Raw genomic sequence first — 24,844 nt, forward strand, 5'->3', positions numbered from 1 at the left:
CACCGGCCCGCGCGAACCGACGGAAGCGGGCCCGGGCTCGGTGACACCGAACCGAACAGAAGCATTGACAGCACCCCGCCCCGAAGCATCAATAGGCAACGCACTTCAACAACTTCCAACAGGGCGCCTGAGGTAGAGCCGACCTGGCGGACCGACGTGCGCGTCACCGGGACCACCCCACCCCGGATCCCCCACTCCTCAAAGGACCGACTTGGTAATGCAACGCCATCGCACCGCCTGTGCCCTGACCGCCCTCCTCGCCACGGTCGGCGCCGCGTTCGCGCTCCCCGCCACGGACGCCTTCGCCCGCCCGGCCGCGGCAACGACCGGTGCCACTGCGGCAGCCGCCGGGCCGTACGTGCTCGAGGCCGAGAGCATGTCGCTCACCAACTTCACGACGGAGGCGGTCCATCACACCTGGAACGGCAACACCGTCGACGACGTCACCTACGCCAAGGGCGTGGCGGGCCAGACCAGCACCGCCCGGACGACCTTCGGCGGCGCGGCCGGCACCTACGACCTGATCACCCGCTTCAACGGCAAGGCCGCGAACGGCACGGCGTACCAGCTGTCCGTGAACTCCGTGGTCACGGACTCCTGGTCCACCTCGCAGCGGTACGGGCGCGACTACACCGACCCGATGGACATCGACACGCGCACCACCGGCAAGGTGGCCCTCGCGCCGGGCGACGTCATCGAGTTGAAGGCCGTCTCCAACGGCGAGGTACCGCGCGTCGACCGGATCACCGTCCAGCAGTACGTCGGGGCCCCGACCAGCGCGCTGACCATCAACTCCCCCAATTCCACGCTCAATGACGGCTTCAACTGGGGCAAGGACCGCGCCCTGGGGATGACCTTCTACCCGGGCAACCCGATGATGGGGCACGAGCCGGAGTGGTGGCGGCTGCAGAACCCGGCCCACCCGACGGTGCAGCCCGGCTACTGGGGCGCGTACACCAACCGCGAGTCGTACTACAACCGCGACATCTCCCACCAGTCGGACGGCGCGCACGCCCTCGGCCTGGACACCCAGACCTTCAGCATGATGAAGACCTTCGCCGCCGACGCCGACGACCCCGGCCAGAACGGCTGGCCGCTGTGGGCGCACAGCTCCTCCGGGGCGATGTACTACATCGACGGCACCGGCTTCCGCGAACTGCCCTCGCCCTTCAACCTGATGACCAAGGCGTTCAAGCAGTACCAGTGGACCGGCGACCCGAAGTGGATCAACGACCCCGACCTCGCCGCCTTCTACGACTCGACGATGGGGCCGTTCCTGGCCTCCCACGAGGTGAAGTGGGACGACGCGAACCCGGCCAACGACCAGCCGGTCTCCAGGAAGCAGTCGGGTGAGTACACCGCGACCTTCTTCGAGTTCCCGAACGAGAACCTGGTCTCCGCCGCCGACTCGCTCGGGTACCAGTACCAGTCGATGCTCGCCTACGCCGAGATACTCAAGGCCAAGGGCGACACCGCCGGCGGCGCGAAGTGGACCGACCGGGCCAAGCGGGTGCGCGACCACTTCGAGGCGAAGTGGTGGGACGCGCAGAACAACCGCTACTACCGGGGCAAGGACGCGGCCGGCACGGGCTACAGCAGCTGGGGCCACGAGGCCAGCTTCCTGATGATGCTCACCGGACTGGGCGACCAGGGTCCGCGCACCAGCGGTTACCTGGACTTCATCGCCGCCAACGACGACGACCTGAACGTCGAGGCGACCTCCTACCTGCCGGAGATGTACTACCAGTACAACCGCTCCGCGGAGGGCTGGGCCTGGCTCAAGAAGCTCATGACCGGCCGGAACACCTACCCCGAGGTCTCCTTCCTCGCGGTCAGCAGCGTCGTCGACGGCATGATGGGCGTGCAGCCGGACGCCCCGCACCACGCGGTGGCCACCGTCTCGCGGCTGACCCCCGAGGCGCCCTGGGTGGAGATCGACCACCTGAAGGTCGGTGACAGCGACCTGAAGCTCAAGCACACCGGCACCACGGCCTCCACGCTCACCAACAACTCCGGCTCCACGGTGAACTGGGAAGGGCAGTTCTACGGCAACCCCACCACGATCACCGTCAACGGCACCCCGCAGACGCCGCGCACCAAGAGGCTGTACGGCAGGACCGTGTCGTACGTGACCGTGCCGGTGGCCGCCGGCACCTCGGTGACCGCGACCGCCACCGGCGGCGGCGAGCAGAGCGCCGCGCTGAGCGACCTGAACTGGAGCAGCGCCCGGGCCGACTTCGGCACGGTCCAGAAGGACCGGAGCGTGGACGGCAACCCGATCAGGCTGAACGGGACCGCCTACGCCAAGGGCATCGGCACCCACGCCAACAGCACCGTCACGTACCCGCTGGGCGGTTCGTACACCCGCTTCACCTCGGACATCGGCGTGGACGACGAGGTGAGCGCGAACGGGACCGTGGGCTTCGAGGTCTGGGGCGACGGAGTCCGCCTCTACCAGAGCCCCGTGATGACGCCCACCAGCCCGACCCAGTCCCTGGACCTCGACGTCACCGGGGTCAAGTCGCTGGTCCTCAAGGTCACCGACACCGGTGACGGCATCAACAGCGACCACGCCGACTGGGCCGGGGCCGAGCTCGTCGGCACCCCGCCGACGCCGACCGCCCTCAGCGCCCTGGACTGGACGGGCACCCCCACCACCGGCTGGGGCACCGTGCAGAAGGACCGGAGCGTGGGCGGCAACCCCATCAAGCTGAACGGCACCGGATACGCCGACGGCATCGGCACCCACGCGAACAGCACCGTCACCTACGCCCTGGGCGGCGCGTACACCCGCTTCACCTCGGACATCGGTGTCGACGACGAGGTGAGCGCGAACGCCACCGTGGGCTTCGAGGTCTGGGGCGACGGAGTCCGCCTCTACCAGAGCCCCGTGATGACGCCCACCAGCCCGACCCAGTCCCTGGACCTCGACGTCACCGGGGTCAAGTCACTGGTCCTCAAGGTCACCGACACCGGCGACGGCATCAACAGCGACCACGCCGACTGGGCCGGAGCGCGGCTCACGAAGTGACGGCAGGGGGCCGCGTCCCGAGGGGCGCGGCCCCCTCATCCCGACGGCCCGGCCGGGCCGTCGCAAAGAGGCGACAAAAAGTCGGTCAGGTCTTCGTACAACCGTTCCCGGATCCCCTGGGTCTATGGGGTGCAAACGATCGAAAACCTCAGGGGGGACAGGACCGTGCGAGTCCGAATCCGTCATGCCGTCGCCATCGCCGCGGCGGCCAGCACGCTCACCGGAGGCCTGGTGGCCGCCTCGGCCGGGCAGGCGGCCGCCGCGGGTCCCGCGGCCAGCCGGTACGCCGACGACTTCAACGGCGACGGCTACCACGACCTCGCGGTCGCCGTGTCCGACGCGAACGTCGTCGTCCCGGAGACCCCGCAGCAGCCCAACGCCGGCTGGGCGGCCGGGTACGTCACCGTCACGTACGGCGGGAAGTACGGCGCCCAGAAGGCCGGTCTCAAGGCCATCACGCAGGACAGCCCCGGCGTCCCCGGCAAGGCCGCGCTCAACAACAACTTCGGCGAGGTGATCGCCAACGGCGACCTCGACCACGACGGCTACGCCGACCTCGTGGTGCGGTCCAGGGACTACGACGGCGACGCGGGCGCCAAGGACCTGAACAAGGTCACCGTGCTGTGGGGCGGGCCCAAGGGCCTCGGCGCCGGTACGGACATCGCCAACAACGACCCCGCCGTGCCGTACGGCAACTTCGGGGCGGTCCTGGTGACGGGCGACTTCACCGGTGACGGGCTCACCGACCTGGTCGTCGGGCACCGCACCCGGCTGGACCTCTTCAAGGGCCCGATCAGCCGCGCCGGCAAGCCCGCGGCGATCCTGCCGGTCCGCACCGGGATCGACTTCCAGTACGACCAGTTCAGGGCCGGCCGGATCGTGGCCGGCCGGATCAACAAGGACGCCGCCGAGGACCTGGTCGTCCTCGGCGACTCCACGATGCTCGGCCAGCGGCCCGGCAAGGTCCTGCTCGGCGGCGCCAAGGGCCTCACGGCCACCTCCGCGCAGCTCCGCGCCGGCAAAACGGCCGTCATCGCCGACTTCGACAAGGACGGCTACGGGGACGTCGCGGTGGGCGACCCCAACGCCGCGTGGGAGAACCAGACCGATGCGGGCCGCGTCCACATCGCGTACGGCGGCGCCAAGGGCCTCGACCCGCGCCGCCGGGTCAAGGTCATCGACGAGGACACCCCCGGCGTGCCGGGGACGCCGCAGCACATGGACTGGTTCGGATCCGACGTGCGCGCGGCCGACCTCACCGGTGACGGCTATCCCGAGCTGATCGTGGGCGCCGGCGGCGAGCGCTGGCCGGCCTGCGACGACCACTGCCGCCCCCGCAGCGGCGGCGGCCTGTACGTCTTCAAGAGCGGCAAGTCCGGTGTGACGGTGACCGGTTCCAAGTTCACCGCGTACAACGCGCCGGGGCTGCCGCGCCCGAAGAAGACCGTCCGCTTCGGCATGCAGATCAAGCCGGTCGACCTCAACGGCGACAAGAAGCCCGAGGTCAACCTCACCTGGTCCGGCGGCACCCTGTGGTCCGTCGGCGTCAGGAACGGCGTGGTCGGTGCGGCGCCCACCCGCGAGGTCAAGCCGCCGGCCGATCCCAAGCTGGAGGCCTGGACCGCGGGCTTCGGCCTGCTGACCCGCTGATCCCCCGGTGCCCGCCGTCCCGTACCGGGGCGGCGGGCACCGCTGTGTGCCGGGGCGTCGCAGACTCCGGCGATCAGCCGGAGCGGATCATTTCATTCGGACACACCGGGGCAATCCGGTGGATAGTTCAATCAACCGGTACGGTCTCCCTCATTGCGGCAGGTGACACACCCCCTCGCGCACCGGGAGAGCACACCGATGGAGACCGTCGCCCCACCGGCCGTCGCGGCCCGGCCACGGCTGCATCCCGCCGAGTTCCTGCTCGACGTCCTGCGCGGCGTCGCCCAGGTCGACTTCATGCCCAGCCCCGTCACCGGCCTGGTCTTCCTGGTCGCGCTGGCCGCCGCGGGCTGGCAGTACGCGCTCTACGCCCTCGTGGGCTGCGCGGTGGCCACCGCCACGGCGCACGCCTTCGACGTCGACCGGGACACCGTCTCCGCCGGACTGCGCGGCTTCAACGGCACGCTGGTGGCCCTGAGTTTCGCGGTGTTCCTCGGTGCGGGCCACCTCTCGACCTTCTGCCTCGCCGTCGGCGGGGCCGTCACGGTCGTCTTCGTCACCTCCGCGCTCGCCACCATCCTCGGCACCTGGAACATCCCGACCCTCACCGCGCCGTTCTGCATCACCGCCAGTGTGATGACGGTCGCGGCACCGAGCTTCGCCCGCGTCTGGCACTCCGGCCCCGGGCTCGCCGCCCTCCCCCAGCCGGCCTCCGACACCACCCGGCTCGACTGGACCCAGATCTGGCACGGCTTCCTCGCCAATTTCGGCCAGATCTTCTTCATGCCCCAGTGGTACGTCGGGCTCATCTTCCTCGCGGGGATCCTCATCGCCAGCCGGACCGCCGCCGCCATGGCCTGCGCCGGCAGCGCCGCCTCGCTCTTCGTGGCCTGGGCGCTGGGCTCGCCGTCCCGGGGCATCGCGGAGGGGCTGATGGGCTACAACAGCGTGCTCGTGGCCATGGCCCTGTGCGGGGTGTTCCTCCTCCCCACCGCGTGGAGCTTCGGGTACGCGCTCATCGGTGCGGCCGGGGCGACCGCCCTGACCGCGGCCATGACCGCCTTCTTCACGACCTTCGGCGGCCACACCTTCACCTGGCCGTTCGTCCTGACCGCCCTGGCCTTCGTCGCGGCGGTGCCGGCCCTGCCGAGGCTGAGCCGCCGACCCTGACCGCTCCGAGTGCCGCCCGTCCCCGTCCCGAAAGTGAGGGAGCGATGAACCTCGCACCCCGTGAGATCGACAAGCTCTACGTCTACGTGGTCGCGGACCTCGCCCGCAGGCGTCGCGAGCGCGGTACGAAACTCAACTACAGCGAGGCCTGCGCGCTGATCAGCGAGGCCATCCTGGAGGCCGCCCGGGACGGGCGGAGCGTGGCCGAGTGCATGGAGATCGGCAAGCAGGCCGTCGCCGCCGGGGACGTCATGGCGGGGGTCCGCGAGATGCTGCCGCTCCTCCAGGTAGAGGCCGGCTTCGTGGACGGCACCAAGCTCGTGTCCTGCCACGACCCGGTCGGAGCCTGAGGATGACCGCGGCGGACACCCGGGCCCTCCCGGGCGTGCCCGCGCGCCGGCCCGCGACGGTCCTGCTCGCCTGCGGACACGAGAGCGACGGCGGGAGCGCCCTGCGGCGGGCCGCCGAGGCGGAGGGCATGGCCGTCGTCCCCGGCGCCGGCCGCGAGTTGCTGGCCCGGGTCACCGAGGCGCTCTCCCGGCAGACCCGGCCGGTGGTGGTCGTGCCCATGACGCTGGGCCGGGACCCGGGGCTGGTGGCCGACTGCGCCCGCGCGCTGCGCTGGGCCGGCGGCGGCACCGGCCGCGGGGGCCTCGCCCTGGCCCCGCCCTTCGGGACCCTCGACCACCTCACCGCCTGGCTGCGGTCCGCGGCGCTGAAGGCCTCCCAGGCCCACACCGCCGACCGGTCCATCCACACCGACCGCTGCGCGCTGCTGGTGACCGCCCCCGCCGGCGGGCCGTTCGTGGACGCCGACCTGTTCCGGGTGGCGCGCCTGGTCCACCAGTACGGGATCGCCCCGATGGTCGAGGTGGCCTTCGACGGCGGGGACCCGGACCTCGACTCCGGGGTGTCGCGGTGCCGACGGCTCGGCGCGGAGGAGGTCTGGCTGCTGAGGGCCGCGTTCGCCGCGCCCGCCCGCCTTCCCGAGGGGCTGCGCCCGGCCGGCCCGCTGCTGTCCGACGCCGCGATCGTGCAGGTGGTCCGGGCCCGGGTACGGGAGGCCCTGGCCCGTCTGGACGAGGGGGACGACGGGGTCGCGGCGGGCGCCGGGGCCGAACACGGCCGCGGTTACGCGCACGGTCACGCGCACACGGACGACCACCCGCACCCCCACTCCCCTGCCCCCGGCGCCCCGCCGGCGGCGCACGGGCACGGCCACCTCCACGCGCACGCCCGCCCGCACGACCACGGCCCCGCACCCGACCTGTCCGACGGCCGGTTGCCCGGACCACCCGCCGCTCCCGCACCGGCCGCCCCCGGGCCGGGCGCACCGGGCCCCGGCCGCCCGTGCGTGCCCTCCGCGCCGTAGCCCCCGCCCGTCCCCTCGTACCCGGAAGGATGTGCCAGCCGTGTCCGGTGGCGCCCAGTACCTCTACGGCGAAGGATCCATCGAGATCAACGCCGGCCGTCGCAAGGCGGCCCTGTCCGTGTCCAACACCGGTGACCGCGCCGTCCAGGTCGGCTCCCACTACCACTTCTTCGAGGCGAACCGGGCGCTCGACTTCGACCGCAACGCCGCCTACGGCATGCACCTGGACATCCCGGCCGGCACGGCCGTGCGCTTCGAGCCCGGTGACACCCGGGAGGTCGAACTGACCGCCTACAGCGGGCATGCGCGCCTGATCGGCTTCAGCGGCCTGGTCGGCGGCGGCCTGGGCGCCACGGACACCCGGGTCCGGGCCCTGCGGCGGGCCGTCGAGCTGGGCTTCCTGGGCGCCCGCGCGGAGACCTTCGAGGAGGCCGCGGCGGCGCAGCTGGCCGCGCCGCTGACCGAGGCCCCCAAGGCGGCGGACGCCGAGGCCGCCCCGGCCGCCCGCACCGGCAAGGCGGGCCACAAGAACAAGAAGAGCACGAAGGGCAAGAGCTGATGGCCGTCCTGAGCCGCAAGCAGTACACCGACCTGTTCGGCCCCACCGTCGGCGACCGCTTCCACCTGGCGGACACCAACCTGGTCGTCGAGGTCGAGAAGGACCACAACGAGGGCCACTACGGCGACGAGGCCGTCTACGGCGGCGGCAAGACCGTCCGCGACGGCATGGCCCAGGACCCGCAGGCCACCGCCGCGCAGGGCGCCCTGGACCTGGTGATCACCAACGTGGTGGTCATGGACCCGGTCCTCGGCGTCGTCAAGGGCGACCTGGGCATCAAGGACGGCTTCATCGCGGGCCTGGGCAAGGCGGGCAACCCGCACACCCAGTCCGGGGTGCACCCCAAGCTGGTCATCGGCCCGGGCACCGAGGTGATCTCCGGGGAGCACCTGATCGCCACCGCGGGCGGCATCGACACCCACATCCACTTCATCTCGCCGCAGCAGGCCGAGCACGGCCTGTCCAACGGCATCACCACCCTGGTGGGCGGCGGCACCGGCCCGGCCGACGGCACCAACGGCGTCACCAGCACCCCCGGCCCCTGGAACATCCACCGCATGTACCAGGCGGTGGAGGACCTGCCGGTCAACGTCGGGCTCCTGGGCAAGGGCAACGGCTCGCTGCCCGAAGCGCTCAACGAGCAGATCGAGGCGGGGGTCTGCGGGCTCAAGGTCCACGAGGACTGGGGCACCACCCCGGCCGCCCTGAGCACCGCGCTGGACGTGGCGGACGTGCACGACGTCCAGATCGCGGTGCACACCGACACCCTGAACGAGTCCGGCTTCTTCGAGGACACCCGCTCGGCGATCGACGGCCGCACCATCCACACCTTCCACAGCGAGGGCGCCGGCGGCGGCCACGCCCCCGACATCATGCGGGTGGCGGGCGAGCCGAACGTGCTGCCCTCCTCGACCAACCCGACGCTGCCCTACACCGTCAACTCCATCGACGAACTCCTCGACATGGTGATGGTCTGCCACCACCTCTCGCACGACATCCCCGAGGACGTCTCCTTCGCCGACTCCCGGGTCCGGGCCGAGACGGTGGCCGCCGAGACCGTCCTGCACGACGAGGGCGTCATCTCGATCTTCTCCTCCGACTCCCAGGCCATGGGCCGGATCGGCGAGTCCTGGACCCGCGCCTTCCAGACCGCGCACCACTGCAAGGACCAGCGCGGCAAGCTGCCCGGCGACACCGAGCGCAACGACAACCACCGGGTGCTGCGCTACCTCGCCAAGATCACGATCAACCCGGCGATCGCCGCGGGCATGGCGGAGCACATCGGCTCCCTGGAGACCGGCAAGCTCGCCGACGTGGTCCTGTGGCCGATCCACTCCTTCGCCGCCAAGCCGAAGATGGTCATCAAGGGCGGCCTGATCAACTGGGCCCTCATGGGCGACCCCAACGCCTCGCTGCCCACCCCGCAACCGGTGTACTACCGCCCGATGTTCGGCGCCCACGGCCGGGCCCGCCAGGCCACCCGCGTCTCCTTCATGTCCCAGGCCGCCATCGCCCTCGGCGTCCCGGAGAAGCTGGGCCTGGAGAGCAGGGTGCTGCCGGTCCGGCACTGCCGCAGCGTGGGCAAGCAGCACATGGTGCGCAACGACGCGCTGCCCCGGATCGAGATCGACCCCGAGACGTACAAGGTGACCCTGGACGGCATCCCCGCCACCATCGAGCCGGCCCGCGAACTCCCGCTGAACCAGCTGTTCTTCCTGGCATGACACCGGACGGACCGGACCCGGACGGCGGCGCGGCGGGCCGCCTGCTGGTCAGCCTGCAGCTCACCGACTCCGCCTTCCCCAGCGGCTTCTACACCCTCAGCCACGGCCTGGAGGGCTACGCCCAGGCCAAGGAGGTGACCGCCGAGGAGGTGCCCGGGCTGCTGGCCGACCTGCTGCGGCACGGCGTGGGACCCTCGGACGCGACGGCCCTGGCCCTGGCGCACGGCGCGGCCGTCCGCGGGGACGACCGGGCGCTGGCCGCCGTCGACCGGCGCCTGTACGCCACCAAGCTGAACGAGGGGACCCGGCGGGCGGCGACCCGGACCGGCCGGCAGTTCCTCGACCTCACCCTCGAGTGCCTGGGCGGCCCGCCGCTGGAGCGGTACGCCCGCCTGGTGGCCGAGCAGGGCTCGCCCGGCTGCCAGGCGGTGGCGGTCGGGGTGGCGTACGCGGCGGCCGGGGTGCCGGCCCACCAGGCCGTGGTCAGCGACCTGTTCGCCTTCTCCGCCAGCTTCGTCGGCGCCGCCCTGCGGCTGCGGCTCACCGACCACCGCCGGGCCCAGCTGGTGCTGCGCCGCACCGCTCCCGTGATGGCGGAGGTCGCGGCGGCCGCGCTGCGGCGCGGCCTCGCCGACCTCGGTGGCTGCGTGCCGCTGGCGGACGTGATGTCGGCCCGGCACGAACGCGCCGAGGCACGCCTGTTCGCCACCTGACCGGTCCGCAACGCCCCGGCTCCTCCCTCCATCCCGAAAGGCCCTCCCCTTGACATCCTCCCCCTCACCAAAGGAGTGGGATTCCCGCCTGCCGGCCGGTGGTCACCGGCTGGGGCTTCGGGTGGGTTCCCCGTTCAACGGGCCGAGCCTGGCGGGGGATTTCCACCCCAGGTCTTACCGGCCCTCCAGGGGCGTTTAGCCTCTCCGCCTGCCCGGCGGCGAGGATCACACGCGACGCATTGAGGTCACGATCATGCACGGTTCCGCAGCCCTCGCACTGCCAGGTGCGTATGTGCAGCGGCTTCCTCCCGTCCACGACCCAGCACACATGACAGGTCTGCGACGAGGGCAACCACCGCGAGACGACGCCGACATGCCGTCCGGCACGGACAGCCTTGTCCTGAAGGGCACGCCGGAACATGCCCCACGCGGCATCGTGCACGGACTTCGCCAGGCGGGTGCGGGCGAGGCCGGAGACCGCCAGATCCTCGAGATAGACCGCTTGGTTCTCGCGGACCAGCCTCGAAGCCGTCTGGTGGCACCAGTCCCTCCGCGCGTCGGCCACCTTTGCGTGGGCGCGGGCGACCCGGATGCGGGCCTTGGCCCGGTTCTTCGATCCCTTCGCTTTCCGGCTCAGGGCCTGCTGTGCTTTCCGCAGCCGGCGCTCGGCCCGGCGCAGAAACCGCGGATTGTCGATCACGCGGCCGTCGGAGAGCACGGCGTAGTGGGTCAACCCCAGGTCGATACCCACCTCGGCATCGACCGCCGGCAGGATCTCCGGTTCGGTTTCGACCACGAACGAGGCGAAGAACCGGCCGCAGGCGTCCTTGACCACCGTCACCGACGACGGCGCGGACGGCAGAGGGCGCGACCAGCGCACCCGGACATCACCGATCCTCGCGAGATTGAGCCGGCCGTCTCCCCGGAGCCGGAAACCGTTCCTCGAGAACCGGATCGACTGGCGGCTGTCGGACTTCCTCTTGAACACCGGAAGCCCCATCCGGCGCCCCCGCCGCTTCCCCGCCACCGAGTCGAAGAAATTCTTGTAAGCGGCGTCAAGATCGCGCAGAGAGGACTGCAACGCATCCACGGACACCTCGGCAAGCCACGCCCGCTCGGGCGTCCGCTTCGCCTCCGTGATCACCCGCCGGGCCAGAGCACCCGTCGCAATACGCGACCCGTCCGCCTGCCACGCGGCCTTACGGGCGGCAAGCGCATCGTTGTAGACCACCCGGGCACAGCCGAACGTACGGACCAGCGCAATGCGCTGACCCGGCGTCGGCTCGATCCGGTACGAGTACCGCAGATACACGCATTCAACGTACCGGCCGCCACTGACAACGCCGTCCCACCCAGAGGGCGAACCGGCCCTCCCCGTCCCGCTCCGCAGGAGCTTCGTCTCCTCCCCCGGCTGACGCCGGGGGTATCCACGAGGGAATCCAGATGAACGACGCACACGTCCTGAAGGTGGGGATCGGCGGTCCCGTCGGCTCCGGGAAGACCGCGCTGATCGAGGCGCTGGTGCCGGTGCTCATCGAGCGCGGCTACCGCCCGGCCGTGATCACCAACGACATCTACACCCAGGAGGACGCCCACCACGTCCGCCGCACCCTGGCCGGGGTCCTGGACCCCGAGCGGGTCGTCGGCGTGGAGACCGGCGCCTGTCCGCACACCGCCGTGCGTGACGACCCCACCATGAACCTGGCCGCGGGCGCCGAGATGCTGGAGCAGTTCCCCGACGTGGACACGCTGCTCTACGAATCGGGCGGCGACAACCTCACCCTGACCTTCAGCCCGGTCCTCGTCGACCTGTTCCTGTTCGTGCTGGACACCGCGGAGGGCGAGAAGATGCCCCGCAAGCGCGGGCCCGGCATCACCGAGTGCGACCTGCTGGTCATCAACAAGATCGACATCGCGCAGTACGTCCGCACCGACCTGGGCGTGATGGAGCGCGACGCCCACCACGTCCGCGAGGGCAAGCCGGTGGTGCTGACCAACTCGCTGACCGGGGAGGGCCTGGAGGAGATCGCCGCCTTCCTCGAGAGCTTCCGCCGAGTCCCGGCGTGAGTGCGCCCACCGCCACCCGCTCCGGCCCGCCCGCTCCCCCGGCCGTCCCCGTGACCGCGTACCCGCCGGCTCCCGCCGACCGCCTGGGGCCCGGCCACTACGAGCCCGAGCACGTCCCGGCCGCCGTCGCCCGGCACGCCGCCCGCCCCCACATGCTCGGGGTCGGCCGGCCCGGCAAGGTCGGGCTGCTGGAGCTCGGCTACGCGCGCGTGGGCGCGCGGACCGAGCTGGTGCACCACTTCCAGAAGTCCCCGCTGCAGATCATGCGACCGCTGTACTTCGACCCGCACCGGCCCGACCTGCCGCTGACCTTCCTGATGTCCACCGGCGGCGGGGTGCTCCAGGCGGACCGGCTCCGCACCGACCTGCACGTCGGGGCGGGCGCCGCGGCCCTGCTGACCACCCAGGCCGCCACCAAGGTCTACCGGATGGAGCACGACTACGCCACCGCCCAGACCTTCCTGACGGCGGGTCCGGACTCCTACGTCGAGTACCTGCCGGACCCGGTCATCCCGTTCGTCGGCTCCCGCTTCTACCAGCGCACCACGGTCACCGCGGACCCCTCGGCCACCGTCCTCCTCTCCGAGACCGTGCTGGCCGGCCGGCTGGCCCGCGGCGAACGGCACGCCTACGACGTCTTCGCCTCGGACCTGGAGGTGCTGCTGCCCGACGGACGGCCGGTGGCCGTGGACACCGTACGGCTCGAACCGGGCGCGCACCGGGTCGACGGCCCCGCGGTCATGGCCGGGCACGCGGTGACGGCCGCCTTCTTCGCGCTCACCCCGCTCGCCCCGGCCGGGGAACTGGCCGGCCTGCTGCACGCCGCGCTCCCGGCCCACCCGTCGGTGCGCGCCGGGGTGAGCGTGCTCCCCGACGCCCGCGGCGTCTGGGTACGGCTGCTGGGCCCGGCCGCCGAACCGGTGGCCGGCGCCCTGCGCACCGCCTGGGACTGCGTGCGCCGCCGGCTGATCGGCGTACCCGCCCCCCACCTGCGCAAGTCCTGACCCGCCGGCCGGTGGGGACCCGCTCCGGCCCCGACGAGAAAGACACCCACCATGCCCAGTGGCTACGACACGGGTAACACCGCCTGGATGATGGCGAGCACCGCGATGGTGCTCCTGATGACGCCCGGACTCGCCTTCTTCTACGGCGGTATGGTCAGGACCAAGCACGTCCTGATCATGCTGAAGATGAGCTTCGTCTGCCTGTCGCTGGTGACCATCATCTGGCTGGCGGTCGGCTACTCCCTGGCCTTCGGGAAGGACGCCGGCGGCGGCCTGATCGGCAATCTCGACCTGGCCTTCTTCCAGGGCGTGGGGATGGACTCCCTGCACGGCTCCATCCCCACGGTGATCTTCGCCTGCTTCCAGATGTCCTTCGCCATCATCACCGTGGCGCTGATCAGCGGTTCGATCGCCGGCCGGGCCACCATGAAGGGCTGGCTGGTCTTCGTCGTCGCCTGGACCCTGCTGGTGTACGTGCCCACCGCGCACTGGGTGTTCGCCCCCGACGGCTGGATCCAGCACTCGCTGGGCGCGCTCGACTACGCGGGCGGCCTGCCGGTGGAGCTCAGCTCCGGGGCCTCGGGCCTGGCGATCGCGACCGTGCTGCGCAAGCGGGCGGACTTCGAGCGGCAGCCGATCCGCCCGCACAACCTGCCCCTGGTGATCATCGGTCTGGCGCTGCTGTGGTTCGGTTGGTTCGGCTTCAACGCCGGGTCCGCGCTCCAGGTGGAGGGCAGTGCGCCGACCACCTTCTTCAACACCCAGCTCGCGGCGGCCGGCGCGATGATCGGCTGGCCGATCATCGAGAAGTGGCGGCTGGGGCACGTGGAGATGCTGGGGGTGGCCTCGGCCGCCGTGGCGGGCATGGTCGCCATCACCCCGGCCTGCGGTGAGGTCTCCCCCATCGGCGCGCTGGTCGTCGGTTTCGTGGCCGGTGTGGTCTGCTGCTTCGCGGTCAACATGAAGTACAAGATCGGCGTGGACGACACCCTCGACGTGGTCGGCGTGCACGGCTGGGGCGGCATCACCGGCGTGCTGGCCATCGGCTTCCTGGCCACCGCCGCCATGAGCGGCAAGAAGGGCCTCTTCTACGGCGGCGGAGCGGACCTGCTGTGGCGCCAGGCGGTCGGGATCCTGGCCGTCGGCTCCTTCGCCTTCGGCATGACCTGGGTCATCGCCAAGGCCATCGACGCCCTGGTCGGCTTCCGCACCGCCGAGGAGTACGAGAACGTCCCCGGCCGGGAGGAGGAGGTCGCCTACGACAACGAGACGCTGGAGCAGATCCGGGCGCGGATGGCCGAGCCGGCCGGCGCGCCCGTCCGGGACGCCTCGACCGACGCCGTCCTGCTGGGCGAGATCGTCAAGGTCCTGGAGCGACGGGAGCGGGACAAGTGACCCTCGCCCTCGCCGACTCCGGCGACGCGTCCTGGCTCATGATGGCCTCGGCGCTGGTCCTCCTGATGGCCCCCGGCCTGGCCTTCTTCTACGGCGGGATGGTCCGGACCGGTCAGATCATCGCCATGCTCAAGATGATCTTCCTGTGCGTGGTGATCGTCACCGTGCTGTGGTTCGCGGTGGGCTACTCGCTGGTGTTCGGGCCGGACGCGGCCGGGCTCGGCGTCATCGGCACCCTCGACCACGCCTTCCTGGCCGGGGTGGGCAACGCCGACACCACCGGGTCCGTGCCGACGCTCACCTTCGTCGTCTTCCACATGTCCTTCGCCATCGTCACCGTCGCCCTCATCAGCGGCTCGGTCGCGGGCCGGGCGAGCATCGCCGGCTGGCTGGCCTTCGTCGCGGCCTGGACCCTGCTGGTCTACGTCCCCATGGCCCACTGGGTGTTCGACCCCGAGGGCTGGGTGGCGAAGCAGCTCCGCGCGGTGGACTTCTCCGGCGGCACGGTCGTGGAGATCGGCTCGGGCGCCGCCGGGCTGGCCCTGGCGATCGTCGCGGGCCGGCGGGCCGACTTCGAACGCCAGGGCATCCGGCCGCACAACCTCCCGCTGGTGGTCATCGGGCTGTCCCTGATGTGGTTCGGCTGGTTCGGCTTCAACACCGGCTCCTCCCTGGGCGTCCCGGGCGGGGCGGCCATGGGCTTCCTCAACAGCCAGCTGGCCGCGGGCGCCGCGATGGCCGGCTGGGCCGTCACCTGCTGGTGGCGCACCCGGCGGGTCGGGCTGCTCGACATGTCCATGGGAGCCGTCACCGGCCTGGTCGCCACCACCCCGCTGGCCGGCGGCATCTCGCCCGTCTGGGCCGCCGTCACCGGCTTCCTGGCCGGCCTCACCTGCGCCTTCGCGATCAGCTGGAAGTACCGGCTGGGCGTGGACGACACCCTCGACGTGGTCGGCATCCACGGCTGGGGCGGCATCGTCGGCATGGTCATGGCCGGCCTGTGCGCCACCGGCGCGCTGGGCACCCCCAAGGGCCTCTTCTACGGCGGCTCCTGGGACCTGCTGGGCCGGCAGCTCACCGCCATCGTGGTGCTCGGCCTGTACTCCTTCACGATGACCGCGCTGATCGGCAAGGCCGTCGAGGCCACGGTCGGCCTGCGCCAGCCCCCCGAGGCGGTCGACGCGGAGCAGGTGTACGCCGACTTCTTCACCGGCCAGTCCCAGCAGATCACCGCCCCGGACAGCACCCCGCTGCCCGATCGCACGGACGGCGCGACGGACGCCCTCAACCGCATCCGCAGCCTGCTGACCGGGCGTCAGGGCTGAACCGCCGGCACCTCCGGCCTCACCCGTTCGAGTGACAGGCGAGCGGGCCCGGCGGGCGGCCCGCCCGGGGCTCGTACGGTGGCCGGGGACTGCCGGGAGGGGTGGGGACGGTGGGGGACGAGACGCCGGCGGCCGCTCTGGTGCCGCCGTATCCGGTACGGCGCAACCCCGGGGCGGCGGCGGCCCGCGAGCACGGGCTGCGCTGGGCCCGGGCGACGGGCCTGCTGGGCGGGGCCGAAGCCGGGTTCGCCCTCTGGGACGAGGAGGACTTCGCCGGCTTCGACCTCCCCGGCTTCGCCGCCCTGGTCCACCCGGACGCCCGCGGCGACCTGCTGGAGCTCGTCACCGACTGGTACGTGTGGAGCTGGTACCTGGACGACCTGCTCCTGGAGCGGTTCAAGCGCCCGCGCGACGCGGCGGGGGCGCGACGCTTCCTCGCCCGGCTGGCGGAGTTCGCCGGGGACCGGCCGCCCGCCGGACCGGCCGACCCGGCCGAGCGGGGCCTGGCGGACCTGTGGCGCCGGACCACGGCCGCCCGCCCGGCCGGCTGGCGCTCCCGCCTCAAGGGATGCGTCCCGAACCTGCTCGACGACGCGCTCTGGGAGATCGACAACCTCTGCCGTGGCCAGGTCCCCGACCCCGCCGACTACCTGCAGATGCGGCGGGCCGCCGGGGGCGCGCCCTGGGCGGCCCAACTGGTCGAGTACGTCCTCGGGGTGGAGCTGCCCGAGGAGCTGGTGGGCAGTACGCCCGTGCAGCGCCTGCACGACGCCTTCGCGGACGTGGTCGACCTCCACAACGACCTGGTGTCCTACCGCCGGGAGACCGAGTACGAGCAGGAGATCAGCAACGCCGTCGTGGTGTGGCGGCACTTCCTCGGCGGCGGTGCCGGGGAGGCCGCGCAGAGCGTCCGGCGGCTGCTGGAGGCCCGGCTGCGGCTCTTCGACCGGCTGGCGACCGTGGACGTACCGGCCCACCTGGCCGCCACCGGGGCCGGCCCGGCCGTGCTGCGCGGGACCGCGCGGTACCTGGCCGGGCTGCGGGACTGGCTGGCCGGGGACTACCAGTGGCACCGCGAGACCGACCGCTACCGGCCCGCCTCCTGGCAGCGCACCCGCCCCGCCGCGACCGGCTGGGCCGCCGGGCCGCGGGGGCTGGGTACCTCCGCGGCCCGGCTGCGGCGCTGAGGCCGCTCGTCCGCCCCCGCGGTCAGGCGGACTGGTGGGCGACGGTGAACATGCGCCCGGCGCCGGGGTTCTCGAGCTCGTCGACCACGGCGGTGGCCAGGTCCTCGGCGCTGATCCACGAGCTGCCGTCGGCCTCGGTGAGGAGGGTGTCGGTGCCGCACCGGTAGCGGCCGGTGCGGTCGCCGGGCGCCAGGTTCGCGGGCGGGCTCAGGTAGGTCCAGTCCTGGTGGGCGTGCGCCCGGCAGGTCTCCAGCTGGGCGATCCCGGCCGCGGCCACCGCCCGCCAGCCGGGCGGGACGTACGCCGGGTCGTCCGCCACGCGCAGTCCGGGGGCGGAGGGGCTGAGCAGGGCGCCCGCGCCGCCGACCACCAGCACGCGGGTGCCCAGGGCGGCCGCGGCGTCCAGGACCGCCCGGGTCGCGTCGGTCAGGAAGGCCTCGTCGGCCGGGAAGGTCCGCACGGCCAGGACCAGGGCGTCCAGCGGACGCTCGGCGGTGGCGGCGGCGAGGACCTTGCCGAGGGTGTGCGGGGTGCCGAGGTCGGCCTCGACCGGGGTCACCTCCGCCGCGTCGGTGGGTGCGGGGGTCCGGGAGAGGGCGAGGACGTGGTGGCCGCGGCCGGTGGCCTCGGCCAGGACGCGGCTGCCGACCATGCCGGTGGCGCCGAGGACGGCGATGGTCTGCCGGGGCGCGGACGGCGTACCGGGCTGCGGTGCGTGGGTGTTCACGGGGTGGGGTGTCCTTTGCGGTGGGGGCGGCCCGGCGTGAGCTGGGCGGCCAGGAGGGCGGCGAGCGAGAGGGCGAAGCCGAGGGCCTGGGAGAGGGTGAACGATTCGCCCAGGGCCAGGCCGAGGAGGGTGGCGACCAGGGGCGAGAGCAGCACGAGCGGGGCGGAGGCGCCCACCGGCAGGCGGCCCAGACCGCGGAACCAGAGGGTGTAGGCGATCAGACCGCCCATGCTGCCCAGCCACAGGTACCCGCCGGCCGCGCCGGCGTCGATGTGGTCGGGCACGCCTTCGACCGCGAAGGTCAGGGGCAGGAGCAGCAGGCCGCCGGCGGTCAGCTGCCAGCCCGCGAAGGCCAGCGGGCCGACGCCCGGCGGACGTCCCCAGCGTTTGGTGAGGACCAGGCCGGCGCCCATGGCGGCGGTGCCGCCGAGACCCGCCAGCACCCCCACCAGGTCGAGCCGGGCGGCCGGTCCGAGGACCATCAGCCCGACCCCGCCGACGCCGAGCACGCCCCAGGCCAGCCGCCAGGGCGTCGGCCGTTCGTGCAGGACCACGACCGCCAGCCCCGCCACAAGCAGCGGCTGGGTGGCGCCCAGGGTCGCGGCCACCCCGCCGGGCAGCCGCTGGGCGGCCAGGAAGAGCAGCGGGAACAGGGCGCCGATGTTGAGCACCCCGAGCACCGCGGCCTTCCACCACCACGCGCCGCGCGGCAGGACCCGGGTGAGGACGAGCCCGGCCACCCCCGCGGGCAGGGCGCGCATCAGTCCGGCGAACAACGGGTGGCCGGCCGGGAGGAGTTCGGTCGTGACGGCGTACGTGGTGCCCCAGGCGGCCGGGGCGAGCGCGGTGAGGGCGACGAGCGCCGCGCGACCGATGCGCTCGGGCCGCGCCGGTCCGTCAATGTGACGCACTCCGTGGGGAGTTGTCGTCACCGGGCCGGATGGCCGCTCTGAGGTCGGGGAAGGCATGGGTGAAGTCTGCGTCGCAGGGATCATGAATCCAACGCATGGTTGCCATGGGAGCCATGAACCACGACCATGCTTCAGGTGGATCTCCAGCAGATGCGATACGTGGTCGCCGTCGCCGAAACCCGCAACTTCACCCGCGCCGCCGAGCGCTGCGACGTGGTGCAGTCCTCCCTCAGCCACCGGATAGCCGCCCTGGAACGCGAGTTGGGGGTGCGGCTGTTCGCCCGCTCCAGCCGTCGCGTCGAACTGACCCGGGCCGGCGAGGCCTTCCTGGGCAGCGCGCGGGACTGCCTGGCCGCCGCCGACCGGGCGGCCGCCGACGCCGCCGCGGCGGCGGGGGTGGTGCGCGGACAACTGGCGGTCGGGGTCATCGTGACCACGGCCGCGGTGGACGTGCCCGAGCTGTTGCAGCGGTTCCGCGGGCGCTACCCGGAGGTGCGGATCCTCCTGCGGGCGGGCGGCAGCGACGAGTTGGCGGCCTCCGTGCGGGCCGGGGAGCTGGACATCGCCTTCCTCGGCCTGCCGGAGGGCGAGGAGCCGGCGGGGGTCGAGACGCTGGCCCTCGACCACGACGAGCACGTCCTGCTCCTGCCGGCCCGGCACCGCCTCGCGGGCGCCGGCCGGGTGTCGCTGCGGGAGATCGCCGGTGAGACGTACGTGGACTTCGTGGCCGGGACCCAGGGGCGGGCGCAGTCCGACCGGGCGTTCGCCGAGGCCGGGCTGGTCCGCGACGTGGCGTACGAGGCCGGGGTGGCCGAGCTGATGCCCCGGCTGGTGGCGCGGGGGCTGGGCGTCGCGCTGCTGCCCTCGGCGTTCATCGGCCCGCTGGCAGCGGCCGATCCCGAGCTGGTCGTGGTGCCGGTCACGGACGGACCGCGGCGGGTGGAGCACCTGGTCTGGAGCCGGTTCAACCCCAGCCCGGCCACCTTGGCCCTGCTGGGCGTGCTCGGGGTCCGGGGCCGTACGCCGCGGGCCTGAGGCGGGGCCGGGTCAGGGATTGCGGGTGACGCCCCTCCGCCGGGCGGCGTACCGGGCCGCGCCGCGCCATGCGCTTGAATGGGTGGCCGTCAACGATCTCACGAGGAGCCACCCGATGCCCCGCCTGCTCGTCCTGTCCGCCAGCACCCGCTCCGTCTCCAACGGACGTCCCTTCGCCCACTGGGTCGCGGAGACCGCCACCGGGCACGGCGCCTTCGCCGTGGAGACCGTGGACCTGCGGGAGCTCGCCCTGCCGCTGCTCGACGAGCCGGAGTACGCCTCCACGGGCATCTACACCCACCAGCACACCCGCGACTGGAGCGCCGTCGCCGCGGCGGCCGACGCCTTCGTCTTCGTGATGCCGATGTACAACGGCGGTTTCACGGCACCGCTCAAGAACGCCCTGGACCACCTCTACGCCGAATGGCAGGGCAAGCCGGTCGGCCTGGTCAGCTACTCCGCGGGCCCCACGGGCGGCGCCCCGGCCGCCGAGATGCTGCTGCCGGTGCTCTCCCGGCTCGGCATGCGCCCGGCCACCCGCCGGCCGGCCGTGCCCGCGATCCACTCCCTGGTCGCGGACGGCGTCTTCACGCCGTCCGCGGGCCTGGGCGAGGAGCTGACCGCCCTCCTCGACGAGCTCGGCAAGCTGACCGTCGACGAACGACTCGCCTGAGGTCGTCGCCTGCGGCCCCGCGGCGGCTCAGAACTCCGAGTTGGCGAACCAGCGCTCGAGCAGGGCGTCGTCCCCCTCGGTCCGCACCGCGGCGGCGGTCCGGTCCAGGCGCCCGTAGAGGAGCAGGAGCAGGTCCGCGGCCGGGGCCCGGACCGTCGCGGCGGCGGCCGCCCCGGCGCGGTCCTCGTCCTCGGCGAGCAGCCCGAAGCCGTCCGGGCCGAGGGCGACCGGCCAGCGGCCGGCCGTGTCGGTGGACTCGAAGCGGATGACCTCCCCGGTGCCGCGCAGGTTGGCCACCTTGGGCGCGAACGGCCCGGCGAACGGGAGGTTGACCAGGAACTCGTCGACGCCGTCGTGGGCCGAGGCCGGGTCCAGCTCGGAGCCCAGACCCAGCGCGCGCTCCGCGTCGGTGCGGTGCAGCAGGGTCTCGAAGTACATCCGGCGCGCCCAGAAGCGGGCGTGGCCGTCCGCGCCCCAGACCCACATGGGGGCGTCCGGATCGACGGCGTCGAAGGCCCCGGCCGCCACCGCGGCGCCCTCGGCCAGCCAGTCCGGGTACCCGCTCTCCTCCGCCGGCAGCCTCAGGTCCACGTCCCGGCTGGTGGGCCGCTCCTGGACGCGCTGCTCCAGCAGCACCGAGAACCACCGCTGCACGGCACCGACGTGCCGGGTCAGGTCGAGCAGGGTCCACCCCGGGCAGCCCGGCACCGCAGCGGTCAGATCCGCTCCCCGGATCAGGTCCGCCAAGCGGTGCGTCTCCGCAGCGACGGCTGCGCGGTGGTCGGGCCGGCCGGGGTTCTGCATGATGTGCTGCCTTCCTCGCAAAGTCGTACCTTTCTACCGCAGCCACCCGGAGCGGGCGGGGCCGGGGCCGGGGTGGCGCGGGTCAGCCGTTGAGGCTCTGCATCAGGTCGGCCGAGTAGCGGTCGCCGGAGGCGACGCCTCGGGGGGCGACGGCCTCGATCTCGGCGATGTCCTGCTCGGTGATCGTGATCCCGGTGGCGGCGACGTTCTCCTCCAGGTAGCGGCGGCGCTTGGTGCCGGGGATCGCGACGGCGCCCTGGTGCAGCACCCAGGCGAGGGCCAGCTGGGAGGGGGTGACGGACTTCTCCTCGGCCAGCCGCCGGACGGCGTCGACCACGGCGAGGTTGCTGGCGAAGTTCTCGCCCTGGAAGCGCGGGTCGGTGCGTCGGAAGTCGTCGGCGGCGAACTGGTCCGGGCTGGTGATGGCGCCGGAGAGGAATCCGCGGCCGAGCGGGGAGTAGGCGACCAGCCCGATGCCCAGTTCGTCGAGGGTGGCCCGTACGCCGTCGCCCTCGATGCCCCGTTCGAAGAGCGAGTACTCCGTCTGCACGGCGGTGAGGGGGTGCACGGCGTGCGCCCGCCGGATCGTGGCCGCGGCGGCCTCGCTGACGCCGACGTACCGGATCTTGCCCGCGGCGACCAGTTCGGACATGGCGCCCATGCTCTCCTCCACGGGCACGTCCGGGTCGATGCGGTGCAGGTAGTACAGGTCGATGTGGTCCGTGCCGAGGTGGCGCAGGGAGCGGTCGGCGGCGCGGTGGATGTACTCGGGGCTGCCGTTGAAGCCGTGCAGCGTGCCGTCGTCGTCGAACTCGACACCGGTCTTGGTGGCGATCACCACGTCCTCGCGGTTGCGGCCCGCGAGGGCCTTCCCGATCAGCCGCTCGTTGTGGAAGGGGCCGTAGCCCTCGGCGGTGTCCAGCATGGTGACGCCGAGTTCCAGGGCGCGGGCGATGGTCGCCAGCGATTCGGTCTCGTCGGTGGCGCCGTAGAAAGCGCTCATGCCCATGCAGCCGAGGCCTTCGGCGCTGACGTGGAGTCCCTGGGTGCCGAGTGCGCGCAGTTCCATGATCTGTGTCCTTGCGAGGTGGGGCGAGGTGGTAACTAACTGGTTATTTGCATGGTGCGCGCCGCCGGACCCGTTTGTCAATAACTAGATAGTTACTTGCTAGCCTGGGCCGTATGGCACGTGATTCCCAAGCAACGAGGGCCCGGATCCTGGAGGCCGCCTTCGCCGAGTTCGCGCGGTACGGCATCGCCGGGGCCCGGGTCGACCGGATCGCCGAGGCGGCCGGCGCGAACAAGCGGATGATCTACGTCTACTACGGCAACAAGGAGCAGCTCTTCGACCAGGTCATCCAGGAGGCGCTGGAGAAGGGGGCCGAGTCGGTGCCCTTCGACGCCCTGCACCTGCCCGAGTACGCGGGAGCGATCTTCGACCACCTCACCGCGGACCCCCGGCTGATGCGGCTGGTGATGTGGAAGCGGCTGGAGCGGCCGGAGGCCACCGCGCTGGAGGCCGGGTCCTACGAACGCAAGATCGCCTCCCTCGTCGCAGCGCAGGAAGCCGGCCGGGTGGACGCCGGGTACGCGCCGGGGGACGTGCTCGCGCTGGTCCTGGGGGTGGCGCAGGCCTGGTTCACGACCGGCGTCGGTCCCGCGGACACGGCGGACGGCTCGTCCGCGTGGCCCGAGGAGCACCGGGCCCGGCACCGGCGCGCGGTGGTCGATGCCGTGGCGCGGATCGGGGCGCCGCGCGAGGGTTGACGTGTACCCGGCATCCGTGAAAGAAGGGCGGGGTCAGTCGACGGGAGGGTGTGCGCGGGCGGCAACTCCCGTACACCCGTGCGCCTTCACCCCGAGGACTCCGTCATGGCGAACCCCTACCAGCCGGGGCCTCCCCCGATGCCACCCACGGGACCGTTCGTCCAGGGTCCGCCGCCGGAGCCGCACGGCCTGACCCGCGGGCAGCGCTTCGGGCTGGGCGGCTGCGGCATCGTGGTGCTCGGCTGTGTCGCCCTGGTCACCGCCTCCCTCGTACTGGGCCCGGACACCGTCACCAAGGTCAAGAAGGTGCCGGGGCCGACCGTCACCGTGACCGTCGCGGCCGCCCCGGCCGCCGAGCCGTCGCCCTCCGCCTCGGCGGCGGGCATACCCCAACTCGGCGGCCGGTCCTGGCGCCAGGCCGAGCAGCAGGTCGTGCGGCTGCGGGCGGTCAGCGCCTACACGGACGTGAAACTGCCCAAGGACCACGACGGCTGGCGGGTCTGCAGCCAGGAGAGCAAGCCGTCGGCGACCGGCTCGACGCTGCTGCGCCTCTACCTTGCCGAGAGCGTCTGCCCGGCCGTACCCGGCACCCGGCTGCACCCGGCCGACCCGAGCCCGAGCCCACGACGGAGCCAGGACGGGAGCACGGGCGGCAGCTCCACGGACGGCGGCAGCACCGGTGGCAGCGGCTCCACGGGAGGCGGGTCGAGCAGCGGCGGAAGCAGCAGCGGCGGGAGCGACACCGGCGGCGCGGGCGGCGGCTCCCGCGTCGTGCACCCCGGCGCCTTCTGCTCCCCCGCCGGGGCCACCGGCGTCACCTCCCGGGGGACGCCTATGGTCTGCGGCCCCGCCGCCGACCACCGCAACCGCTGGCACCACGCCTGACGGCCGTCTCCCCGCGCTCCGGACGGGCCCGGTTAGGGTGGCGACATGAATGATCATGCACTGCCGTTCCTGCAGGTGGAGGGCCGGACCGTCGAGGCCGAGCCGCTGCCCGTGATGCTCATGGGCGGGTTCGGGCACATGACCGCCATGCAGGTGCGGGACGGCCGGGTCCAGGGGCTGGCGCTGCATCTGGCCCGACTCGACGCCGCCACGCGGGAGTTGTTCGGGCAGGGGCTGGACGGCGGCCGGGTGCTGGCCCGGATGCGGCAGGCCCTGGCGGAGGCGGGCGTCCGGGACGCCGCGGTACGCGTCTACGTGTACGCCGCGCCGGGTGCCGACGACCCCGTCACGCTGGTGATCGTACGGCCCCCGACGCCGGCTCCGGCCGGCCCCCAGCGGCTGCGCAGCGTGCCGTACGTCCGGCCGTTCGCCCACCTCAAGCACGTGGGGGTGTTCGGCCAGGGCCTGCACCTGCGGCAGGTGCAGGCGGCGGGCTACGACGAGGCGCTGCTGGTGGCGCCGGACGGCACGGTCGCCGAGGGCGCCATCACCAACGTGGGCTTCGTGGCCGGGGACACGATCGTCTGGCCGGCGGGGCCCCAGCTGGTGGGGACCGCGATGAGGCTGCTGCGCCGGCAGTTGGAGGACGCCGGGCTGGCCTGGCGCCAGGAGCCGGTGCGCCTGGACGACCTGGCCCGCTTCGACGGCGCCTTCGTCTGCAATTCCATCGGCCTCGCGCCGGTCGCCCGCATCGACGACCTCGACCTCCCGCACGACGGCCCGCTCCTGCGGGCGCTGCCCGGGCTGCTCGAGCAGGTGCCCTGGGACGCGCTGGACTGACCGCC

Annotated in this window: 23 protein-coding genes; 18 read left to right on the forward strand and 5 right to left on the reverse strand. The window is 72.9% G+C overall.

The features are described 5' to 3' along the window. The first annotated feature begins 217 nt into the window (after positions 1-217). The 8 genes from AB0O40_RS08775 (at position 218) to AB0O40_RS08810 (ending at position 10,219) form a co-directional block, all read left to right on the forward strand. The gene (locus AB0O40_RS08775) at positions 218-3,031 is read left to right on the forward strand and encodes an NPCBM/NEW2 domain-containing protein (RefSeq protein WP_365037142.1); all 2,814 of its coding nucleotides are present in this window, start codon (positions 218-220) and stop codon (positions 3,029-3,031) included. Positions 3,032-3,196: 165 nt separating this feature from the next. Next, positions 3,197-4,681: an FG-GAP and VCBS repeat-containing protein gene (locus AB0O40_RS08780; protein WP_365037144.1), complete on the forward strand. Its 1,485-nt coding sequence runs from the start codon at positions 3,197-3,199 to the stop codon at positions 4,679-4,681. A gap of 198 nt (positions 4,682-4,879) precedes the next feature. Continuing rightward, a complete protein-coding gene (locus tag AB0O40_RS08785) occupies positions 4,880-5,851 on the forward strand; it encodes an urea transporter (RefSeq protein WP_365037146.1) in 972 nt (323 codons plus the stop codon). Positions 5,852-5,895: 44 nt separating this feature from the next. Next, positions 5,896-6,201, forward strand: a complete 306-nt coding sequence (locus AB0O40_RS08790) for an urease subunit gamma (RefSeq protein ID WP_365037148.1) — start codon at positions 5,896-5,898, stop codon at positions 6,199-6,201. Positions 6,202-6,203: 2 nt separating this feature from the next. Next, positions 6,204-7,223 carry a cobalamin biosynthesis protein CbiX gene (locus AB0O40_RS08795; RefSeq protein WP_365037150.1) on the forward strand — a complete coding sequence of 340 codons (1,020 nt, stop codon included), beginning with the start codon at positions 6,204-6,206 and terminating at the stop codon, positions 7,221-7,223. A gap of 40 nt (positions 7,224-7,263) precedes the next feature. After that, complete coding sequence (locus AB0O40_RS08800) at positions 7,264-7,782, forward strand: urease subunit beta (protein WP_365037152.1); 519 nt, start codon at positions 7,264-7,266, stop codon at positions 7,780-7,782. Then, the gene (gene ureC / locus AB0O40_RS08805; RefSeq protein WP_365037154.1) at positions 7,782-9,506 is read left to right on the forward strand and encodes an urease subunit alpha; all 1,725 of its coding nucleotides are present in this window, start codon (positions 7,782-7,784) and stop codon (positions 9,504-9,506) included. The genes AB0O40_RS08800 and ureC overlap by 1 nt, the downstream gene beginning before the upstream one ends. Next, entirely contained in the window at positions 9,503-10,219 is a 717-nt protein-coding gene (locus AB0O40_RS08810) for an urease accessory UreF family protein (protein WP_365037156.1), read from the forward strand. The genes ureC and AB0O40_RS08810 overlap by 4 nt, the downstream gene beginning before the upstream one ends. Before the next feature lie 64 nt (positions 10,220-10,283). Here the strand turns inward: AB0O40_RS08810 and AB0O40_RS08815 are convergent, their stop codons facing one another. Then, a complete protein-coding gene (locus AB0O40_RS08815; protein ID WP_365037158.1) occupies positions 10,284-11,531 on the reverse strand; it encodes an RNA-guided endonuclease TnpB family protein in 1,248 nt (415 codons plus the stop codon). Positions 11,532-11,662: 131 nt separating this feature from the next. On the opposite strand from AB0O40_RS08815, the gene ureG reads away from it, so the two are divergent. The 5 genes from ureG (at position 11,663) to AB0O40_RS08840 (ending at position 17,197) form a co-directional block, all read left to right on the forward strand. Continuing rightward, the gene (gene ureG, locus AB0O40_RS08820; protein WP_365037160.1) at positions 11,663-12,286 is read left to right on the forward strand and encodes an urease accessory protein UreG; all 624 of its coding nucleotides are present in this window, start codon (positions 11,663-11,665) and stop codon (positions 12,284-12,286) included. Then, the gene (locus AB0O40_RS08825) at positions 12,283-13,290 is read left to right on the forward strand and encodes an urease accessory protein UreD (RefSeq protein WP_365037162.1); all 1,008 of its coding nucleotides are present in this window, start codon (positions 12,283-12,285) and stop codon (positions 13,288-13,290) included. Before ureG ends, AB0O40_RS08825 begins: the two co-directional genes overlap by 4 nt. A gap of 51 nt (positions 13,291-13,341) precedes the next feature. Continuing rightward, positions 13,342-14,685 (forward strand): ammonium transporter, encoded by a 1,344-nt coding sequence (locus AB0O40_RS08830; protein WP_365037164.1) that lies wholly within the window; start codon positions 13,342-13,344, stop codon positions 14,683-14,685. Further along, complete coding sequence (locus tag AB0O40_RS08835; RefSeq protein ID WP_365037166.1) at positions 14,682-16,010, forward strand: ammonium transporter; 1,329 nt, start codon at positions 14,682-14,684, stop codon at positions 16,008-16,010. Before AB0O40_RS08830 ends, AB0O40_RS08835 begins: the two co-directional genes overlap by 4 nt. A 110-nt stretch (positions 16,011-16,120) precedes the next feature. Further along, positions 16,121-17,197 carry a hypothetical protein gene (locus AB0O40_RS08840; RefSeq protein ID WP_365037168.1) on the forward strand — a complete coding sequence of 359 codons (1,077 nt, stop codon included), beginning with the start codon at positions 16,121-16,123 and terminating at the stop codon, positions 17,195-17,197. A 22-nt stretch (positions 17,198-17,219) separates the two neighbouring features. Here the strand turns inward: AB0O40_RS08840 and AB0O40_RS08845 are convergent, their stop codons facing one another. Beyond that, complete coding sequence (locus AB0O40_RS08845; protein WP_365037283.1) at positions 17,220-17,849, reverse strand: NAD(P)H-binding protein; 630 nt, start codon at positions 17,847-17,849, stop codon at positions 17,220-17,222. Positions 17,850-17,920: 71 nt separating this feature from the next. Beyond that, positions 17,921-18,835 carry an EamA family transporter gene (locus AB0O40_RS08850; protein ID WP_365037170.1) on the reverse strand — a complete coding sequence of 305 codons (915 nt, stop codon included), beginning with the start codon at positions 18,833-18,835 and terminating at the stop codon, positions 17,921-17,923. Positions 18,836-18,970: 135 nt separating this feature from the next. Here AB0O40_RS08850 and AB0O40_RS08855 point away from each other — a divergent pair, with 135 nt between their 5' ends. Both AB0O40_RS08855 and AB0O40_RS08860 read left to right on the forward strand, forming a co-directional pair. Next, a complete protein-coding gene (locus AB0O40_RS08855; RefSeq protein WP_365037172.1) occupies positions 18,971-19,870 on the forward strand; it encodes a LysR family transcriptional regulator in 900 nt (299 codons plus the stop codon). Between the two features lie 115 nt (positions 19,871-19,985). Then, a complete protein-coding gene (locus AB0O40_RS08860) occupies positions 19,986-20,543 on the forward strand; it encodes an NADPH-dependent FMN reductase (RefSeq protein ID WP_365037174.1) in 558 nt (185 codons plus the stop codon). A gap of 27 nt (positions 20,544-20,570) precedes the next feature. Here the strand turns inward: AB0O40_RS08860 and AB0O40_RS08865 are convergent, their stop codons facing one another. Both AB0O40_RS08865 and AB0O40_RS08870 read right to left on the reverse strand, forming a co-directional pair. Further along, positions 20,571-21,347, reverse strand: a complete 777-nt coding sequence (locus tag AB0O40_RS08865) for a maleylpyruvate isomerase family mycothiol-dependent enzyme (RefSeq protein WP_365037175.1) — start codon at positions 21,345-21,347, stop codon at positions 20,571-20,573. 82 nt (positions 21,348-21,429) lie between these two features. Continuing rightward, positions 21,430-22,416 (reverse strand): aldo/keto reductase, encoded by a 987-nt coding sequence (locus tag AB0O40_RS08870; protein ID WP_365037177.1) that lies wholly within the window; start codon positions 22,414-22,416, stop codon positions 21,430-21,432. Between the two features lie 113 nt (positions 22,417-22,529). Between AB0O40_RS08870 and AB0O40_RS08875 the strand changes: the two genes are divergently transcribed. From AB0O40_RS08875 to AB0O40_RS08885, 3 genes are all read left to right on the forward strand, one after another. Beyond that, entirely contained in the window at positions 22,530-23,114 is a 585-nt protein-coding gene (locus AB0O40_RS08875) for a TetR family transcriptional regulator (RefSeq protein ID WP_365037179.1), read from the forward strand. A gap of 105 nt (positions 23,115-23,219) precedes the next feature. Beyond that, positions 23,220-23,999, forward strand: a complete 780-nt coding sequence (locus AB0O40_RS08880; RefSeq protein WP_365037181.1) for a hypothetical protein — start codon at positions 23,220-23,222, stop codon at positions 23,997-23,999. Positions 24,000-24,044: 45 nt separating this feature from the next. Continuing rightward, positions 24,045-24,839: an aminotransferase class IV gene (locus AB0O40_RS08885; RefSeq protein ID WP_365037183.1), complete on the forward strand. Its 795-nt coding sequence runs from the start codon at positions 24,045-24,047 to the stop codon at positions 24,837-24,839. The last annotated feature ends 5 nt before the right edge of the window (positions 24,840-24,844 follow it).

Source organism: Streptomyces sp. NPDC089919, from assembly GCF_040684615.1.
GTDB lineage: Bacteria > Actinomycetota > Actinomycetes > Streptomycetales > Streptomycetaceae > Streptomyces.